The following is a 17,312-nucleotide window of genomic DNA, read 5'->3' as shown; positions in this document are numbered from 1 at the left end:
CCCTATTTAACGTCTAACTTTTGTTTTAGCTTTTCAAGCGCTCTTTGCGCAGCCTGCTGCTCCGCTTCCTTTTTTGAGCGTCCTTTACCTATACCGAGTTCCTCGTCATTAAGACAGACACGAGAAATAAACTGACGATTGTGTGCAGGTCCGCTCTCTTCAAGGATTCCATATTCAATCGTACCTGCATTCCCTCTTTGAACGAACTCCTGCAATTGACTTTTATAATCCATCACATGAGAAAAAGCACCGATATTTATTTTAGGATAGACAACTTTTTCAAGAACGCTGATCACGGTATCAAGTCCCTGGTCAAGATAGACTGCTCCGATGAATGCCTCAAAGACATCCGCCAAAAGAGCCGGTCTTTCCCTTCCGCCAGTCATTTCTTCTCCCTTGCCTAAAAGGATCAGTTCCCCAAACTTCATCTCTGTGGAGAACTTGACCAAAGAAGGTTCGCATACAATTGCCGCTCTCAGCTTGGTCAATTCACCTTCCGACATCATTGGATATTTTTTGAAGAGAAATTGCGAAACAGTCAATTCCAGCACTGCATCGCCCAGAAATTCAAGGCGTTCGTTGTCTTCGTAAGGTTTTCTGCGATGCTCATTCACATAGGATGAATGAGTGAAAGCTTGTTTAAGAAGTTTTTCATCTTGAAACTTTATTCCGATTTCCTCCTGAAATTTCTTGAATTTCAGGTCATTCTTTTGTTTTGTTATTCCTTTGTTTCTACTATGCTTACGCATAAAGCACTCCACCTTGCTCTATAGGTTCTCAATATACACTAATCAAGTTTATGATAAATAAAACAAATAATCAAAAGTTTATTTAGATCAAACTAACAGGAATTGCTTCCTTGAATGCCGCTGTTGATTTCCATGCAAGACTCCGCTTTCCGCGGGCGGCCGGTGAGCCTCCTCGTCGCTTCGCTCCTGTGGGGTCTCACCTGTCTCGCTTTTCCCGCAGGAGTCTCCGTCTTGCATTCCAATCAACAGCTGGATACACTATTATACTTCCTTAACCTCTCACCTGGATATAAAATTTGAGACTGTTTTCATACATTGTTCCTTAAACATCAGTTGAAAAACACCTTATAGAAACAGTCTAGATAAAAGACAAAAAACTTGGCAGAGGAATTCTGCCAAGTTTGAAATGTTTGAGGTGCATGCGATCTTATTTGGAATAAGGGCGTGCATTCAAACGAACGATTATGCGTTTGCTTTTATGTAGTTCACAGCATCACCTACTGTGCCAATTTTCTCAGCATCATCGTCAGAAATTTCCATGTCGAATTCATCTTCAAGTTCCATTACAAGCTCAACTACATCAAGGGAGTCAGCTCCTAAGTCTTCTTTGAAAGAAGCTTCAAGAGTTACTTGAGATTCATCTACACCCAGACGATCTACAATGATTTTAGTTACACGATCTAAAACTTCTGCCATTTTTGTCACCTCCCCTCAAGTATTATAGAGTATTTTACCCCGGAATGAAAAGCATATGGGATGATTTTTAGAAATTTTCAGGTTCAGCCTCATTCCAGATCCTTTTTACATCACCATTCCGCCATCAACATGAAGGGTCTGCCCAGTCATATAAGAAGATGATTCTGAGGCGATGAAACTAACTACTTTTGCGATATCCTTTGGATCTCCGAAGCGACTCAAAGGGATTTGCTTTAACATTTCATTTCGCACATCTTCCGGAAGCTGATCTGTCATATCAGTAGAAATGAAGCCTGGTGCAATCGCATTTACTGTAATTCCGCGCGGTGCCAGCTCCTTTGCAGCCGTCTTCGTTAAACCGATGACACCTGACTTGGCTGCTACATAATTAGCCTGCCCTGGATTACCGCTCACACCAACGATGGATGAGATATTGATAATGCGTCCGCTTCTTTGTTTCATCATCTGTCGGGTTACTGCTTTCGTGCAAAGGAACACGCCTTTAAGGTTAATATTGATGACATCATCCCATTCGTTTTCCTTCATGCGCATCAATAAGTTGTCTTTTGTGATACCTGCATTATTGACAAGTACGTCCAATGCTCCGAACTGACTGATTGTTTCTTTTACCATCGATTGTACGGAGTCGCTGTCTGCCACATTGCATTGAATCGCGACCGCTTCCCTGCCGATGCTTTTGATTTCATCAACCACTTCATTGGCTTTTGCTTCACTGCCTGAATAATTCACGACTACTTTAGCACCTTCACGTGCAAGTTCCAAGGCAATCTCTCTGCCAATCCCCCTGGATGCCCCTGTTACCAGTGCCACTTTTCCATCTAGATTCATTTACGCTTCCTCCTTTAACTTTTCGATCACTTCAGTCAAGGAAGCCTCATCCTGAACTGCAAATGTTTTCACACGTCGATTCACTTTTTTAATGAGACCTGATAGTACTTTACCCGAACCTATTTCAACAAATGTATCTACTCCAAGGTCCAATAGTTTTTCAACGGTATCTTCCCATAATACAGGGGAATATAGCTGTTCAATCAGTAAACGCTTGATTTCCTCTGCATCAGTAACAGGTGAAGCCGTCACATTTGCGATGACAGGGACATCGGCATTCCTGATTTCAATTGAATCCAAAATCGTAACGAATTTCTCTGCTGCAGGCTTCATTAATTGTGAATGGAAAGGTCCGCTCACCTGGAGGGGAATCACTCTTTTTGCGCCAGCCTCTTTTGCACGCTCTGAAGCGGTCTCCACTCCCTTTACAGTACCAGAAATCACGATTTGTCCAGGACAGTTCAGGTTCGCCAGCCCGACCGGATGACCTTCTTCCGTTACTCCATCCGTGACCTCTTTTAACGATTCCCTTTCCATTCCAAGAACAGCTGCCATCGTCCCTTCGCCGCTTGGAACGGCTTCTTCCATGAATTCTCCCCTTTTCCTCACTGCATATACAGCGTCTTCAAAGGACAGTGAGCCGGCTGCAACCAACGCGGAATACTCACCCAAGCTATGACCCGCAGTGTAATCTGCTTGAATCCCTTCTGTTTTCAATCTCTCCAGGATCGCTATACTTGTCGTTAATAAAGCAGGCTGAGCATTCGTCGTTTGAGTCAACTCTTCCTGGGGTCCTTCAAAGATGATAGAGGATAATTCAGTGCCAAGTTTTTCGTCAGCTATGTTAAAATAGTTCCCGACTTCATTATACTTATCTGCCAGTTCCTTCCCCATTCCAACTGTTTGAGAACCCTGACCGGGAAAAACAAATGCAATTTTACTCATGTGCGTCTCCTCCTTTTACAGCTTCCTTGATGGTATTTGAAACGTCGTTCTTCACCATGTCTCTCGCTTGTCTCATCGCATTGTACAAAGCTACGTCATTGGATGAACCATGAGCTTTGATGACAGGCGCTTTCAATCCAAATAATCCCGCTCCACCATATTCAGTGTAATCAAGCATGCCTTTCAATTCCTTTAAGTCATTTTTAACAAGGCCTGCAGCGATTTTATTCTTCACAGAAGAAGTGAGCGTCTTTTTCAATAGTGAAAAGATTGACAGTGCGGTCCCTTCAATTGTTTTCAATACCATATTGCCCGTAAAACCGTCAGTGACCACGACATCCGCCACACCATTCAATAAATCACGTGACTCGACATTCCCCACAAAATTCACTGGAGAGTCTTTCATAAGGCTGAACGTTTTCTTTGTCAGCTCATTTCCCTTTTTGTCTTCTGTTCCGATATTTAACAAACCGACACGGGGCTGTTTGATCCCTCTTACTTTTTCGGCGTAAATACTGCCCATGATTGCATATTGTACCAAGTGTTCCGGTTTAGCATCCACATTTGCACCTAGATCCAGCATCAAGAAGCCGCTTCCGTCAAGGGTAGGAAGGGTGGGAGCAAGAGCAGGACGTTCAATCCCATCTATTCTTCCCACGATGAATAAGCCCGCTGTCATCAGCGCCCCTGTATTCCCTGCAGAGATGCAGGCATGGGCCTCACCATTTTTCACAGCTTGTGCCATCATTACCATGGAGGAATTCTTCTTTCGCTTGACTGCGCGAACAGGCTCATCCGTAGCTTCAATCACTTCATCTGTGTGGATGATGGTCAATCGTTCATGAGAAGGCAGCCATTCTTTGATTCTGTTTTCATCCCCATATAAAAGTACTTCTATATCATGAAATTCTTCCAGTGCTTTCTTTACACCAAGGACTATATCTTTAGGAGCATGATCTCCGCCCATTGCATCAACGGCTAACTTCATCTATGCTTCATCCTTTTCTGTTTTTTTGGAGCGGTACATCTCGAAGTCCCCTCTGAACACGAGCTCTCCCCCGACAAAACTATGTACCTCCACCATTGTTCGATCTTTTACCTCATTCATATGTATGACCTTTGCCTTCGCCACAACTCTCTCGCCTTCTTTCACAGGACGAGTGAAGCGGATCGTGGACTTGGCTGTTAAAGCCAGTTCATCATTTATTACAGCAACAGCAAGTGAATTTGCCTGCGCGAACAGATGATGTCCCCTTGCGATTCTATTTCTCATAAAAACATGCTCAGCTTTGACATCAAAAATAGAAATCGCACTTTCATCCAATTCTATATCAATAATTTCCCCGATGACCTCTTCAATGGGAAGCGATTTAACTTCATCTTCAAATGATTTTTCCGCTACATTTTTAATGCGCTCACGAAGCTCAGGAATCGAGAGCTCCATCCGGTCCAGTCGTATTGTTTGGACGCTCACGCGAAAGCGCTCTGCCAATTCTTCGTCCGTAATAAAAGGATTTTCTTTTATCGTTTCTAATAGGTTCGCTTGTCTTTCTTTTTTTGAAAGTCTCATTTTCAACACCGTCCACTATTAGTACTAGGTACTAATAGTAGTATATAATCTAAAAAAGCAGATTGCAAGAAATAATCTCACAACCTGCCTTTCTAGTCCAGCTTTTCACCTTCCATTACGCCTGTTTCGGATAAGTATGAACGCAGTCCTTCCCATTCCGCGTCTTTCCAGAAGCCTTCGGAGTTTATCAGTCCTGCGGCATCATCCCTTGCAACCTCCAACGCACGATAATCATGGACCATATCGGCTACCTTGAATTCAGGAAGCCCGCTTTGTTTTTTACCAAAGAAGTCACCCGGTCCGCGCAGTTCCAGGTCTTTCTCACTTAAAACAAAGCCGTCGTTGGTTTCGGTCATGATTTTCATCCGCTCTTTCCCTACCTCGGTCTTTGGTTCTGCCAATAAAATGCAATAAGACTGGTCCTCGCCGCGGCCGACACGTCCCCGTAATTGATGCAGCTGGGATAAACCGAACCTTTCAGCATCATAAATGAGCATAAATGTGGCATTTGGAACATTGACCCCAACTTCTACGACTGTAGTTGAAACCAGAACTTGGAGGTCATTTGAACTGAACTGTCTCATCACATCATCTTTTTCATCAGGATGGAGCCTGCCATGCATGAGTCCCACTTTATAACGTCCTTCAAAATAAACGAGAAGCTGATTGTAGACATCAATCGCATTTTGGACATCCAATTTATCAGATTCCTCGATTAACGGGCAAATGACATATGCCTGCCTTCCCTGATCGAGCTCCTTATCCATAAACGTCAGAACACGTGGAAGCATATCTGCTTTTGCCCAATAGGTTTCAATCGCCTTTCTTCCTGCCGGCATCTCATCAATGATACTTACATCCATTTCGCCGAAAACCGTGATGGCAAGAGTCCTCGGAATCGGAGTGGCCGTCATGAATAAAACATCCGGGCTTTTCCCTTTTTCTCTCAATACCCTTCTTTGGTTCACGCCAAAACGGTGCTGTTCATCTGTTACCACCAAGCCCAGCGATTTGAACTCGACATCTTCCTGGATCAGGGCATGAGTGCCGATCAAAATATCGATATCGCCTGCTTTTAACTTCTCTAAAAGAAGTTTCCGCCTCTTTCCTTTTACAGAACTGGTGAGAAGTGCAACGGATAATCCAGCGGGGGATAACAGTTCACTCATTGAATCTGCATGTTGTTCCGCCAAGATTTCAGTAGGAACCATAAGAGCCCCCTGATAACCAGCTGTTACAGATGAAAACAAGGCGATCGCTGCGACGACGGTCTTTCCTGAACCTACATCCCCTTGCAGCAGACGGTTCATCCGGTAGGGGGACTTCAGATCCGCAGAAATTTCATTCACTACTCTTTTTTGTGCCCCGGTTAACGGGAAAGGCAGAGAATCTGTGAATGCTTTTATTCTTTCGACATCATAATGCTGCTGAATCCCTGATGAGTGTTCCCTCTCGAATTTCCGGAGAGCCTGCATTTTCAGTTGAAACAATAAAAATTCTTCGTAAACAAACCTTCTCCGCGCCTGTTTCATATCAGATGGCGAAGCCGGGAAGTGCAACTGGTATAGTGCTTCCCCACGGCTCATCAATTTGTACTTATCCAAAAGGACTGCAGGCAGATTTTCCGAGATGACATTCGGATAATCTGCAAAAGCTTTTGTTATGAATTTTCTGAGGGTGTTATTTTTCACATTTCCCTTCAAAGAATATACCGGCTCGAAATCACCCTCTTTGTTGTGAGGACCGCCCTGGAAATGCTGGACGGTGATCACCTGCCTGTTCTTATCCCACTTACCAGTCACTGTGACTGTGTCGTGCAGATTGATTTTCTTTTTCAAATACGGCTGATTGAAAAAAACGGCTTGAATTAAATACCTTCCGACCAGTACCCTCACAGTCAGACGGGATTTCTTTCTTCCATAATACATCAGTGAAGGTTCGGAATGGACCTTCCCCTCGACAGTGACTCTCTCGTCATGTCCGACTTCCTCTAAATCTCTCAGTCTGTAATCCTCATATCTGTAAGGAAGATATTCCAACAAGTCCAGAACGCTGTATATCCCCATCTGGTTCAGCTGCAGTGCAGTTTCCTCACCAATCCCCTTTATGTTCTGGACTGTCAGTTCTTCATTATGAATCTTCACGTTTATTCAGTGAAACCCCGAAAATTTTTGCTTCTAATTCCCTGCCCGTAGGTGTTGCGGCTAATCCGCCTTGTGCAGTTTCCCTTAAGGCAACGGGCATTGTTTGACCGATTTTATACATAGCATCAATCACTTCATCACAAGGAATGCGGCTCGTGATCCCCGCAAGGGCCATATCGGCTGCAACCATTGCATTGGCAGCACCCATTGCATTCCGTTTGACACATGGGACTTCAACTAATCCTGCGACAGGGTCGCATACCAATCCGAGCATATTCTTCAAAGTAATGGCCATCGCTTCAGCTGATTGACTTGGGCTTCCGCCAGCCATTTCAACAATAGCAGCTGCCGCCATTCCGCTAGCCGATCCCACTTCAGCCTGACAACCGCCGGCAGCACCTGAAATAGAAGCATTATTTGCAACCACAAAGCCAAATGCACCAGACGTAAACAAGAATCTGATCATTTCATCTTTAGAAGGATTCAATTTATTTTTCACCGCAAATAAAGTCCCCGGAACGACCCCGGCGGAACCCGCTGTCGGCGTTGCGCAAATCGTCCCCATTGCTGCATTCACTTCATTTGTAGCTACAGCTTTACTGACAGCATCCAAGATGGTGTCTCCTGATAATGACTTACCTTTTTCAATATATTTCTGCAGGAGAACAGCGTCTCCGCCCGTCAAGCCGGAATGGGATTTTACACCTTCCAGCCCGCGAGCCACTGCCTGTTCCATCACTTCCAGATTCTTTTCCATCTGAGCATAAATCTCTTCATACGATTTACCTGTAAACTCGATCTCCTGCTCAATCATGATATCGGATATCTTTTTATTTTGGCTTTCAGCCAGTTCAATTAATTCGGCAACATTTCTAAACATGTAGAAACCCCCTTACAATGCTGATGTAAACGTTCTCATAAAAATAGTGGTTTAATCTGAAATCCTTGTTACCTGTGTAATATTTGGAAGTGCTGTGATTTCTTCAATTACTGCTTCATCAATCGGTTGATCCACTTCGATCGTCATCAGCGCCATTTTGCCTTTTTCTTTTCTTGAAACATCCATATGACCAATGTTCAACTGATGCTTGGCTAATATATTTGAAACAGAAGCAATCGCACCGAATCGGTCATCGTGGACGACCAAGATGGCAGGATGATGACCTGACAGTTTAAGTTCAAATCCATTCAATTCAATGATTTCAACTTTCCCCCCGCCAATGGATATACCGACAAGCTCCAACTCGCCTTGGTCGTCACCCATTTGGATCCGTGCAGTATTCGGATGATCTGTAATGGCATCTTCTTCCTGGAATTTCACTTTGATCCCTTTTTTCCTTGCTTGATCGATTGAATGAATGATTCGTTCATCATACGTGTCGTAATCAAGGACTCCTCCAACAATTGCTACGTCCGTCCCATGGCCCTTATACGTTTTAGCGAAAGATCCATAAAACGAAATCTTCACCCATTTTGGTTCCCGGCGGAAAAGGTTCCTCGCAATCCTACCGATTCGAGCTGCCCCTGCAGTATGGGAGCTTGATGGCCCAATCATCACGGGACCGATAATATCAAATACACTTTTGTATTTCATCGCAGATTTCCCCCTGTCTAAACAAGCAAACTACTTTCATTTTAACATAATATAAGGGGACAAGCGCTAGTATAGTGCCGTCCCCTTTTTTCCTTATTCGATTGAGAATATATAGGAGTAAAGTGGCTGTTTACCATTATGAACTTCCACTTCTACATCTTCATAATTACCTTCTACATATTCCTGTATTGAATTTACATCCTCTTCGGTTACACCTTCACCATAAAGGATGGTAAGAATTTCGGATTCTTCATCAAGCATTTCGTCCAATAGACTTTTTGCTGTCTGCCCGAGATCCTTCTCTGCAATCACGATTTTCCCTTCAGCGATCCCCATGAAATCATCCTTAGAAATCGTAATGCCATCGATGTTCGTGTCCCTTACAGCGTAGGTGATCTGACCTGTCTTAACATGCTGTGAGGCTTCACTCATCATTTTCTTGTTATCTTCGACAGAAGCGGTAGGGTTGAAAGCGAGTAATGCAGCCATCCCCTGCGGTACAGTCTTTGTAGGGACTACAGCAACTTCTGCTCCCAATACTTCCGCTGCCTGTTCCGCTGCCATGATAATATTTTTATTATTAGGCATGATGATGACTTTTTTGGCATTCACTTCTTCTACTGCCTTCACGATATCTTCGGTGCTTGGATTCATCGTCTGACCGCCTTCGATAACCGCAGTGGCTCCGATACTCTTGAAGAGGTCTGAGATGCCCTCACCCATGGCAACCGTCACGATGGCGAAGTCCACTTCCTTTTTAACAGGAGGGGCCTCTGCCTTGACAACAGGGGATTCACCTACGATACTGCTATGCTGTTGTCTCATATTTTCAATCTTTATATTAATGAGACTTCCGTACTTATGTCCATAAGATAAAACATTTCCCGGCTGTTCTGAGTGAATATGTACTTTTGCCAGTTCATCGTCACTGATCACTAGCAATGAGTCTCCAAATTCACTTAGATCATTGCGGAAGTCCTCTTCGTTAAATGCCTGCTTATCTTCTTCAAATTTGACCATAAATTCAGTACAATAGCCAAATTCAATGTCTTCGGTGCTCATGAAGTCCTGTGCCGCCTTATGATGTTCAGCACTGACAAGATCATTCATGGATGGCAATGAAGCTTGGTCTGAAACTTTTTCGCCTTTCAATTCAGCAAGGAACCCTTCATAGACGAATAACAGACCCTGTCCGCCGCTATCAACCACACCAACTTCCTTTAGTACCGGAAGCAGATCGGGTGTCCGGTCCAAAGAAGCCTTTGCTTCATCTACGATATCCTGCATCACCTTTACGAAATCACTCTCTTTTTGTGCAGAGCTCACACCTTTTTTGGCAGCATCTTTTGCCACCGTCAAGATCGTTCCTTCGACCGGTTTCATTACAGCCTTATAAGCCGTTTCCACTCCAGACTGCAAGGCATCCGCAAATTCTTTGCTTGTTAAGGAGCTTTTTCCTTCAATTGCTTTTCCAAATCCTCTAAACAACTGGGAAAGGATAACACCTGAGTTACCTCTCGCCCCCATCAATAACCCTTTTGAAAGTGCAGAAGCAACATTCCCAATATGATCTTGGGTATTTTGTTTAACTTCCTTAGCACCTGAAGTCATTGATAAATTCATGTTTGTTCCAGTATCACCATCAGGAACAGGAAAGACGTTCAGCGCATCAACCAGCTGGGCATTAGCAGACAGCTTAGCAGCGCCTTGAATCACCATTTCGGCAAAACGTTTTCCTTCCAAAGATGTAATCGACACAAATCTTCCTCCTCACTACGGGTTCGTAACTCGAACCCCCTGCACAAAAATATTTACTGAATCTACCGCCAAGCCGACGGTCTTATCAAGGGTATATTTAACCTTGGATTGTACGTTATGAGCAATCTCAGAAATTTTTGTACCATAGCTCACAATAATATACATATCAATATGTACTTCCTCTTCATCTTGACGAACAATCACTCCGCGAGTGAAGTTTTCTTTACGTAAGATATCTGTGAAACCGTCTTTAATTTGATTTTTTGAAGCCATTCCAACAATTCCGTAGCAATCCACCGCTGCACCTCCAGCAATCATTGCAATGACATCATTCGTAATATCAATTTGTCCGTACTGCGTTTTTAATTCGATGGACATGGAATGTTCTCCCCCTTTAAATACATGCTTGGCTAAAAACATTTTACTATAACTATGCGCTTATTGAAAGCTAAAGTATATTCTAACCACTATTTCTGCATCAATATTTATCATTTTTTCCAAATTATTTCGCTTTAGACTTATAAATAGAAAAAAGACGCCCTTCTAGAAAGACGTCTCCTCATTTTTAAGTATTATACACGCTCAACTTTACCTGATTTCAACGCTCTTGCAGAAACCCAAACTTTTTTAGGTTTACCGTCCACAAGAATACGAACTTTTTGCAGGTTAGCACCCCAAGTACGCTTGTTCGCATTCATAGCGTGAGAGCGAGCGTTACCAGCGCTAGCTTTACGGCCTGTTACTACGCATTTCTTTGCCATAATCTATTCCCTCCTCACTAACAAGAAGCTGAAGTTACATTTCAGTTCTACATTTCGCTTTTTTCATAAAGATACTTTAATAATTTATCACACAAGCCATCATAATGCAACAGTTCAATTAAAAGGTTTCAAGAAAAAATACTTTACAGGTTGAAATGCGGAAGTGGGCGTTTTGCTCCCTTTGAAAAATGTTCTTCGTCTTTAGAGGCGCTTTTTGCCTCAAAAGACGAAGGTTAATTTTCAAACGGGAGCAGACCACTGGAGCTGGACAGGTTGAAATGCGGAAGGGCTTTGCTCAGAGGCGGGTGGCATAAGACGAATCGGACGGGAAGGCGTTCTTTGCCTTCTTGGCCGATTTGGCTTATGACATGTGCCTCTAAGCCCTGGAGCTGGACATGTAGAAAAGCGGAGGCGGTAGACGACAAGCATAAGATCAACGGTTTGTACGAAGTGTATTTCGGCCAATACGCCTGAATCTTCGAGTTTTGGTCAATAATCTTTTAGTTTTAACCCTTAATCTTTCAAGTTCAACCAACATTCTTCGAGTTCCGCCCATTATTCTTTCGATTTTCAAATTAATTCCGTCACTTGGAAAATAAATCCATAAAACCACATCTTCTAGAATCCGTAAACGAACAAAAAGCCCCCAGCAAAAGAGCTCTCATTCTATCCACTAATCACATACCTAGGTGGCGGCCAAAACCTTCAAAGCAATCATCCTCTTATCAGTAAGAAATCCTACATAACATAAAAGGATACACCCCACACATCACCTAACCTCCAACCATAAAAAAAGAAGACAGCCCCCTGCTGCCTTCAATGCCATCATTATTCCTTTTTAAATGTTCCTAACATCGCTCGAACAAGCCCACCCAAGAACTTTGGTAATTTAATTGTATAAAATCGCATTTCAGTCCCTCCCCGCAATCTAAAGAACGTAATGTTTCGCTTGACATCATTTCAGTCTATTCAAGCAGGTGCATTTAAGTACGTCTTCTTTCTTCATTGGGTCAAGAAGCTCTGTCGCTGCTTCTTATCACCATTAATATGCCTTTTGTAAAAGAAAAAGTACCAGATGATTGTATAAGTTCATTACTAATACATAGTGTGGAACCGCGGAAAATATTCCGGTTTTTTAGCGGGTATTTGAAACCGGATAGGGTCAGATTCTCCACAGATCCTGTCATAGGGACAAACGAAATATACTTATGCGAAGGGCTATCAACAACCACATGCTCTCCTGTTTTTGCGACCCAGAGACGATTTTGGACATCGATCAGTTCACATTTTATTCCTGATTCCAGGAGGGCCGGCTGCATCAATAATTGCACATTCCCCATAAAGTGATCCATGCGTCCGCCCGTAGCCCCGAATATCTTGATGGAGTCAGGGTTTTGCGTGAGAACCCAGTTCAGGGCAAGTTCTAAATCCGTTTCATCTTTTTCGGGCTGATACGTGTTAACTGTATTTACTCTCTCCTTAATCAGTGACCATTCTTCTTCATTTACTGAATCAAAATCACCGAATGCCCCTACTGGTTCCAGTTCGTTTTGCAGGAGGGTAAATACTCCCCTGTCAACTCCTATCCATTTTACGTCATCTGAATGGAAAGACCGCAAATCCGGCAAATATCCTTCGGGTCCACCGGCAACAATACAGTATTTCAATCTGTTCACCTCTCTTATATAAAAGAGACTGATCCATAACTTTTACCTGGATCAGTCCGTGTAAATTATTTAGAAAGCGACTTTCTCAATTCTTCTATCGCTGCTCCCCGGTCTTCTTTGTTATAGATAGCCGACCCAGCGACAAACACATCTGCTCCAGCATCGGCACAGATCGCTGCCGTTTCAGGGTTGATTCCCCCGTCCACTTCGATTTCAAGCCCCGGATTGACTTCTTCTGCCCAGCTTCTGATCTGCTTGATTTTAGGTACGACCGATGAAATGAATGATTGTCCGCCAAATCCCGGATTAACCGTCATCAATAGGACCATATCAATATCTGTCAGAATTGGTTTTATCCAATCGGCAGGTGTAGCAGGATTCAATACGACTCCTGCTTTCACACCTTTACTCTTTATCAGCTGAATGGTCCTATGCAGGTGAGGTGCTGCCTCGACATGCACCGTGATGTAATCAGCTCCCGCATCAGCAAATTCCTCGATATATTGATCGGGGTTCTCGATCATAAGATGAACATCCAATGGCAATTCTGTAAGGGGACGAACCGCTTTCACCACCATCGGTCCCATCGTGATATTCGGGACAAAGTGTCCGTCCATCACATCAATATGGATATAATCCGCTCCCCCATTTTCGACATCCTTGATCTCTTTTCCCAATTCTGCAAAATTTGCAGATAGAATGGATGGTGCTATCTTCATTTCTTAATACCTCGGCTTTCTGTCTTTTATTTCTTGGTGGAATGTCAGATAGTGATCATATCGGTAACTTGGAATGTCACCTGTGTCAACAGCATTCTTCACCGCGCATTTCGGTTCGTTGATGTGGAGGCAGCCCCTGAATTTACATTGCTCGGACGCTTCCACCATCTCCGGGAAACATTGAGGCAGTTCTTCAACTTCGATATCTGTAAACTCCAATGAACTGAACCCCGGCGTATCCGCCACTAATCCATTATCGATATGAATCAGCTCAACATGGCGGGTGGTATGCTTCCCTCTGCCCAAATGAGTAGAAATCATGGCGGTTTTCAGGTCCAGTTCGGGGTTTATCACATTTAATAAGGTGGATTTGCCCACTCCGGATTGGCCTGCAAATACCGACGTTTTATCTTTCATGTATGGAGATAATTCTTCAATGCCCTGTTCGGTCTTCGATGATGTGACGACCACTTCATAGCCAAAAGAGCGGTAATGCTCCACATACTCTTCGATTTCTTTTACTTCATCGGGTTCCAGTAAGTCCATTTTGGTTATGCAAATGAGCGGGTCTATGTCTTTGCTTTCAACCAAAACAAGGAAACGGTCCAATAGCCCGGTACTGAAATCAGGTTCCCGAGCTGAAAAAACTAAAATGGCCTGATCCACATTTGCAATCGGGGGCCGCACCAGTTCATTCTTCCGGTCGAATACCTTTAGAATATAGCCGTCTGTTTCATTTTCCGCCTGGAATTCCACATAGTCGCCTACAAGTGGGGTCACTTTATTCTTACGGAATACCCCTCTGCCCCGGCATTGAGTGATTTTCCCGTCGGAAAGGACATAGTAAAACCCACTTAATGCTTTGATAATTTTCCCTTCTGCCATTCGGGACCTCCTTTTAATCTATAAACATTCACGTATGTATACTTCATTTTATATCACAATTTCATTATAAAGGAAAATAAGAGGACTGTCCCCTTAGGTTACTAAACCCGGGGTACAGTCCCGCTCATTTATTATTCGTCTTTAGGATACTCAACTGTTCCTTCTTTATACACTTGTCCGTCGATCATAATCTTATATTTCCCTTGTTTGCCTTCTTCGAGTAGTAGTGTCAGATTATATTTTTTGTCTTCTGTAATGCCATCAACTATTTCACTATCTTCATAGGTACTGTCTTTATCTTCAATGAAGATTTCGACCGATTGAGGACTTCCATCAGTTTTCTTATATGGAACTTCAAGCTCTAAAGGAACGTCTTTGTCTTTTGCGGGTTCTGGTCCCTTGGACATCACAACATACACTTCATCTCCTGGATATGTAGGAGTACCAGGTTTTGTGCTTTGTGAAATCACATGTCCTTCAGGTATAGAATCTGAGTATTTTTCTTCTGAAGTTACAATGGAAATACCGCGGGAATTCGCATAATCATCAAGCACCTTTTGACTCATGTCTGTCAGGTCAAGCAACTCAAATGATGATGGTCCGGAACTTACTGTAAGGGTGATAGTCGTTTCACCCGCAACGACTTCATTTCCTGGTGAAGGATCCTGATCGATGATCGTACCCTCTTCTACCTCGTTTGATGGTTCTTCTTCTTTCTTTACGGTAAAGCCCTGATCTTCAAGGTCAGATACTACATCTTCATAGCTCTTCCCTTTTACATCCTGTACCTCAACCTTTTCTTTGCCTGTGCTGACGTAAATATCAATTGAAGAGCCTTCATTTGCCATACGGCCTTCCTTAGGGTTTGTTCTGATCACCAGTCCTTCTTCAACCTCATCACTGGATACATTTTTAGTCTCTCCAACCACGAACCCTGCAGAAACAATGATGGAAACAGCCTCAGTAGGTTCCTTCCCTTCAACCCTTGGAACCTCTATTTCCTTTGGTCCAAGTAATTTTGGAACAAATGTTACCGCAGCAACCCCCAACAGGATCAGTAAAAAGAACAAGCTGATGATCAGCACCGGCCATTTTCTCTTGCTTTTCTTTTTGGTTTTATCCTTTTTCCCTTTTGCAGGCTTGGCATCTTGGGCAGCCTTGACCGGTTTCGCCGGCTTCGTCTCAGGGCTTGACTGGGTATGAATGATGGTGTCATCAAGATTCGATGAACCCTTGTCATCCGTTATGACGGGAATGGCTTTTGTCGCCTCATCATCCATCGGAACAGAAAACTTAGGCTCATCCACCCGGTCTGGATCGAGTGCCGTGGTCAGATCTTCATCCATTTCTTCGAGGCTGTCATACCTTCTGAAAGGATCCTTGGCAGTGGCTTTCAGGACGATATTCTCCACACTCTGCGGTATGTCCGGGTTCCATCTCCTCAATGATGGTGTTTCAGACTGCAAGTGCTTTAAAGCGATTGAAACGGCTGATTCACCGGAAAATGGAAGTCGACCTGTCAATAATTCGAACATGACGATTCCAAGTGAATAAATATCCGATTTCTTGGTCGCCATTCCTCCTCTCGCCTGTTCAGGAGACAAATAGTGTACAGAGCCCAGTACAGAGTTTGTCTGTGTGATGGAGGTGGCACTAAGTGCCATCGCGATTCCGAAATCGGTGATTTTTACCGTGCCTTCGTCATCTATCAATATGTTATGGGGCTTGATATCCCGATGGACGATATGATTCTGATGGGCATGTGAAATAGCCATGGTCAGCTGTTTCATGATGTCCAGTGCCGTATCGATGCCAACAGGTGAATGCTGCTGTATGTATTGTTTCAAGGTCATGCCTTGTACATATTCCATGACGATATAATAGAGATCATCTTCCTCCCCGACATCATATATGCTGACAATGTTCGGGTGAACAAGGCTTGTGGCAGATTGTGCCTCCCTTTGAAATCGTTTAATAAATTCTTCTTCATTAGCAAAATCCATACGGAGCATCTTAATGGCCACTTCACGATCCAGAATCATATCGTGAGCAAGATATACGTTGGCCATCCCTCCGCCGCCGATCAGTTTAATAATCCTGTATCGGTCACTGATGCGCTTTCCATTCATCATGTACTATCACCCGCTTTCCGTTTCAGCGGCATACTCAACAATCAGGACGGTGATATTGTCTTCCCCGCCGTAATCGTTAGCCAAATGAACGAGCTTCTCGCCTTTGTTCCCGAGAGAGTCATCATTTGATAAGATCTCTTTCATTTCTTGTTCTGAAACTTTATTTGATAAACCATCCGAGCATAAAAGCAAAACATCATCATCTTCGAACATGATCGTCTTGATGTCCATGGAAATCGTCGCTTCTGTCCCAATCGCTCTTAAGATCACGTTTTTCCTTGGATGATGCTCTGCATCTTCTTTGGTAATCTCACCGCTCCTGACAAGTTCGTTCACCAATGTATGGTCCTCTGTCAGCTGGTGAAACCCATTTTCATTTAATATATAACCCCTGCTGTCCCCTATATTTACAATGGTCGCAAACAGGGAGGTGCATATCGCACCGACCAGGGTTGTTCCCATACCCTCACATTCTGTATGGGATTGAGAATAACTATAAACTTCTTGGTTCACTTCGTTAATAGTCGTTTTTAACCAATTTTCAGCCTGGTCTGCAGTCTTAAACTTATCCGTATTTTCCCACATGCCCTTCAAAGTGGAAATCGCCAATTGGCTCGCTACATCGCCTGCACGATGTCCGCCCATACCATCAGCTACAACAGCGAGATAGTCTCCATGTGAGTTTTTGAATACATCGACACTGTCTTCGTTATGTTGACGCACTTTCCCTTTATCCGTATAAAAAACAGTTTTCACTCAGGTCACCTCTTCTCTTCTTTCCGCACCCCTATGTAGAACCCCATCATCCTAGACGGCCCTGTTTCCTCCTGTATGGTTCAAAAT

Annotated in this window: 18 protein-coding genes; all 18 read right to left on the bottom strand. The window is 43.5% G+C overall.

From position 1 onward, the window contains the following. Positions 1-2: 2 nt before the first annotated feature. The 18 genes from rnc to ACUXV2_RS06830 all read right to left on the bottom strand — a co-directional run bounded on the left by rnc (position 3) and on the right by ACUXV2_RS06830 (position 17,225). Complete coding sequence (gene rnc, locus ACUXV2_RS06915; RefSeq protein ID WP_446246293.1) at positions 3-749, bottom strand: ribonuclease III; 747 nt, start codon at positions 747-749, stop codon at positions 3-5. Between the two features lie 462 nt (positions 750-1,211). After that, positions 1,212-1,445, bottom strand: coding sequence for an acyl carrier protein (gene acpP, locus ACUXV2_RS06910; RefSeq protein WP_032088865.1), 234 nt, complete (start codon positions 1,443-1,445; stop codon positions 1,212-1,214). 105 nt (positions 1,446-1,550) lie between these two features. Beyond that, on the bottom strand, positions 1,551-2,294 hold the full coding sequence (gene fabG / locus ACUXV2_RS06905; RefSeq protein WP_446246292.1) for a 3-oxoacyl-[acyl-carrier-protein] reductase: 744 nt from the start codon (positions 2,292-2,294) through the stop codon (positions 1,551-1,553). Continuing rightward, entirely contained in the window at positions 2,295-3,239 is a 945-nt protein-coding gene (gene fabD / locus ACUXV2_RS06900; protein ID WP_446246291.1) for an ACP S-malonyltransferase, read from the bottom strand. Beyond that, a complete protein-coding gene (plsX, locus tag ACUXV2_RS06895) occupies positions 3,232-4,227 on the bottom strand; it encodes a phosphate acyltransferase PlsX (protein WP_446246290.1) in 996 nt (331 codons plus the stop codon). The genes fabD and plsX overlap by 8 nt, the downstream gene beginning before the upstream one ends. Beyond that, positions 4,228-4,809 (bottom strand): transcription factor FapR, encoded by a 582-nt coding sequence (gene fapR, locus ACUXV2_RS06890; RefSeq protein WP_446246289.1) that lies wholly within the window; start codon positions 4,807-4,809, stop codon positions 4,228-4,230. A gap of 92 nt (positions 4,810-4,901) precedes the next feature. Then, complete coding sequence (recG, locus tag ACUXV2_RS06885; RefSeq protein WP_446247011.1) at positions 4,902-6,947, bottom strand: ATP-dependent DNA helicase RecG; 2,046 nt, start codon at positions 6,945-6,947, stop codon at positions 4,902-4,904. Next, entirely contained in the window at positions 6,940-7,833 is an 894-nt protein-coding gene (gene sdaAA / locus ACUXV2_RS06880; protein WP_446246288.1) for an L-serine ammonia-lyase, iron-sulfur-dependent, subunit alpha, read from the bottom strand. The genes recG and sdaAA overlap by 8 nt, the downstream gene beginning before the upstream one ends. Positions 7,834-7,884: 51 nt before the next feature. Further along, positions 7,885-8,547 (bottom strand): L-serine ammonia-lyase, iron-sulfur-dependent subunit beta, encoded by a 663-nt coding sequence (gene sdaAB, locus ACUXV2_RS06875; protein WP_446246287.1) that lies wholly within the window; start codon positions 8,545-8,547, stop codon positions 7,885-7,887. Positions 8,548-8,640: 93 nt separating this feature from the next. Continuing rightward, positions 8,641-10,305 carry a DAK2 domain-containing protein gene (locus ACUXV2_RS06870; protein ID WP_446246286.1) on the bottom strand — a complete coding sequence of 555 codons (1,665 nt, stop codon included), beginning with the start codon at positions 10,303-10,305 and terminating at the stop codon, positions 8,641-8,643. A 15-nt stretch (positions 10,306-10,320) separates the two neighbouring features. Beyond that, positions 10,321-10,683, bottom strand: coding sequence for an Asp23/Gls24 family envelope stress response protein (locus ACUXV2_RS06865; protein ID WP_034755738.1), 363 nt, complete (start codon positions 10,681-10,683; stop codon positions 10,321-10,323). 194 nt (positions 10,684-10,877) lie between these two features. After that, positions 10,878-11,066 (bottom strand): 50S ribosomal protein L28, encoded by a 189-nt coding sequence (gene rpmB, locus ACUXV2_RS06860; RefSeq protein WP_032088875.1) that lies wholly within the window; start codon positions 11,064-11,066, stop codon positions 10,878-10,880. 828 nt (positions 11,067-11,894) lie between these two features. After that, on the bottom strand, positions 11,895-11,975 hold the full coding sequence (gene spoVM, locus ACUXV2_RS06855; protein WP_032088878.1) for a stage V sporulation protein SpoVM: 81 nt from the start codon (positions 11,973-11,975) through the stop codon (positions 11,895-11,897). Between the two features lie 101 nt (positions 11,976-12,076). After that, complete coding sequence (locus ACUXV2_RS06850; protein ID WP_446246285.1) at positions 12,077-12,733, bottom strand: thiamine diphosphokinase; 657 nt, start codon at positions 12,731-12,733, stop codon at positions 12,077-12,079. Positions 12,734-12,798: 65 nt separating this feature from the next. Continuing rightward, the gene (gene rpe, locus ACUXV2_RS06845) at positions 12,799-13,452 is read right to left on the bottom strand and encodes a ribulose-phosphate 3-epimerase (protein ID WP_446246284.1); all 654 of its coding nucleotides are present in this window, start codon (positions 13,450-13,452) and stop codon (positions 12,799-12,801) included. 3 nt (positions 13,453-13,455) lie between these two features. Then, positions 13,456-14,337, bottom strand: a complete 882-nt coding sequence (rsgA, locus tag ACUXV2_RS06840; protein WP_446246283.1) for a ribosome small subunit-dependent GTPase A — start codon at positions 14,335-14,337, stop codon at positions 13,456-13,458. A 131-nt stretch (positions 14,338-14,468) separates the two neighbouring features. Next, positions 14,469-16,469: a Stk1 family PASTA domain-containing Ser/Thr kinase gene (pknB, locus tag ACUXV2_RS06835; RefSeq protein WP_446246282.1), complete on the bottom strand. Its 2,001-nt coding sequence runs from the start codon at positions 16,467-16,469 to the stop codon at positions 14,469-14,471. A gap of 6 nt (positions 16,470-16,475) precedes the next feature. Continuing rightward, a complete protein-coding gene (locus ACUXV2_RS06830) occupies positions 16,476-17,225 on the bottom strand; it encodes a Stp1/IreP family PP2C-type Ser/Thr phosphatase (RefSeq protein ID WP_446246281.1) in 750 nt (249 codons plus the stop codon). Positions 17,226-17,312: the final 87 nt, after the last annotated feature.

Source organism: Rossellomorea sp. NS-SX7 (assembly GCF_052828565.1).
Note: the sequence above shows the minus strand (reverse complement) of the source record. Positions and strands in the feature narration are given on the sequence as shown.

Coding starts and splice junctions, on each gene's coding strand:
- rnc (WP_446246293.1), bottom strand. CDS start 749: ATGCGTAAGCATAGTAGAAACAAAGGAATAACAAAACAAAAGAATGAC.
- acpP (WP_032088865.1), bottom strand. CDS start 1,445: ATGGCAGAAGTTTTAGATCGTGTAACTAAAATCATTGTAGATCGTCTG.
- fabG (WP_446246292.1), bottom strand. CDS start 2,294: ATGAATCTAGATGGAAAAGTGGCACTGGTAACAGGGGCATCCAGGGGG.
- fabD (WP_446246291.1), bottom strand. CDS start 3,239: ATGAGTAAAATTGCATTTGTTTTTCCCGGTCAGGGTTCTCAAACAGTT.
- plsX (WP_446246290.1), bottom strand. CDS start 4,227: ATGAAGTTAGCCGTTGATGCAATGGGCGGAGATCATGCTCCTAAAGAT.
- fapR (WP_446246289.1), bottom strand. CDS start 4,809: ATGAGACTTTCAAAAAAAGAAAGACAAGCGAACCTATTAGAAACGATA.
- sdaAA (WP_446246288.1), bottom strand. CDS start 7,833: ATGTTTAGAAATGTTGCCGAATTAATTGAACTGGCTGAAAGCCAAAAT.
- sdaAB (WP_446246287.1), bottom strand. CDS start 8,547: ATGAAATACAAAAGTGTATTTGATATTATCGGTCCCGTGATGATTGGG.
- ACUXV2_RS06865 (WP_034755738.1), bottom strand. CDS start 10,683: ATGTCCATCGAATTAAAAACGCAGTACGGACAAATTGATATTACGAAT.
- rpmB (WP_032088875.1), bottom strand. CDS start 11,066: ATGGCAAAGAAATGCGTAGTAACAGGCCGTAAAGCTAGCGCTGGTAAC.
- spoVM (WP_032088878.1), bottom strand. CDS start 11,975: ATGCGATTTTATACAATTAAATTACCAAAGTTCTTGGGTGGGCTTGTT.
- rpe (WP_446246284.1), bottom strand. CDS start 13,452: ATGAAGATAGCACCATCCATTCTATCTGCAAATTTTGCAGAATTGGGA.
- rsgA (WP_446246283.1), bottom strand. CDS start 14,337: ATGGCAGAAGGGAAAATTATCAAAGCATTAAGTGGGTTTTACTATGTC.
- pknB (WP_446246282.1), bottom strand. CDS start 16,469: ATGATGAATGGAAAGCGCATCAGTGACCGATACAGGATTATTAAACTG.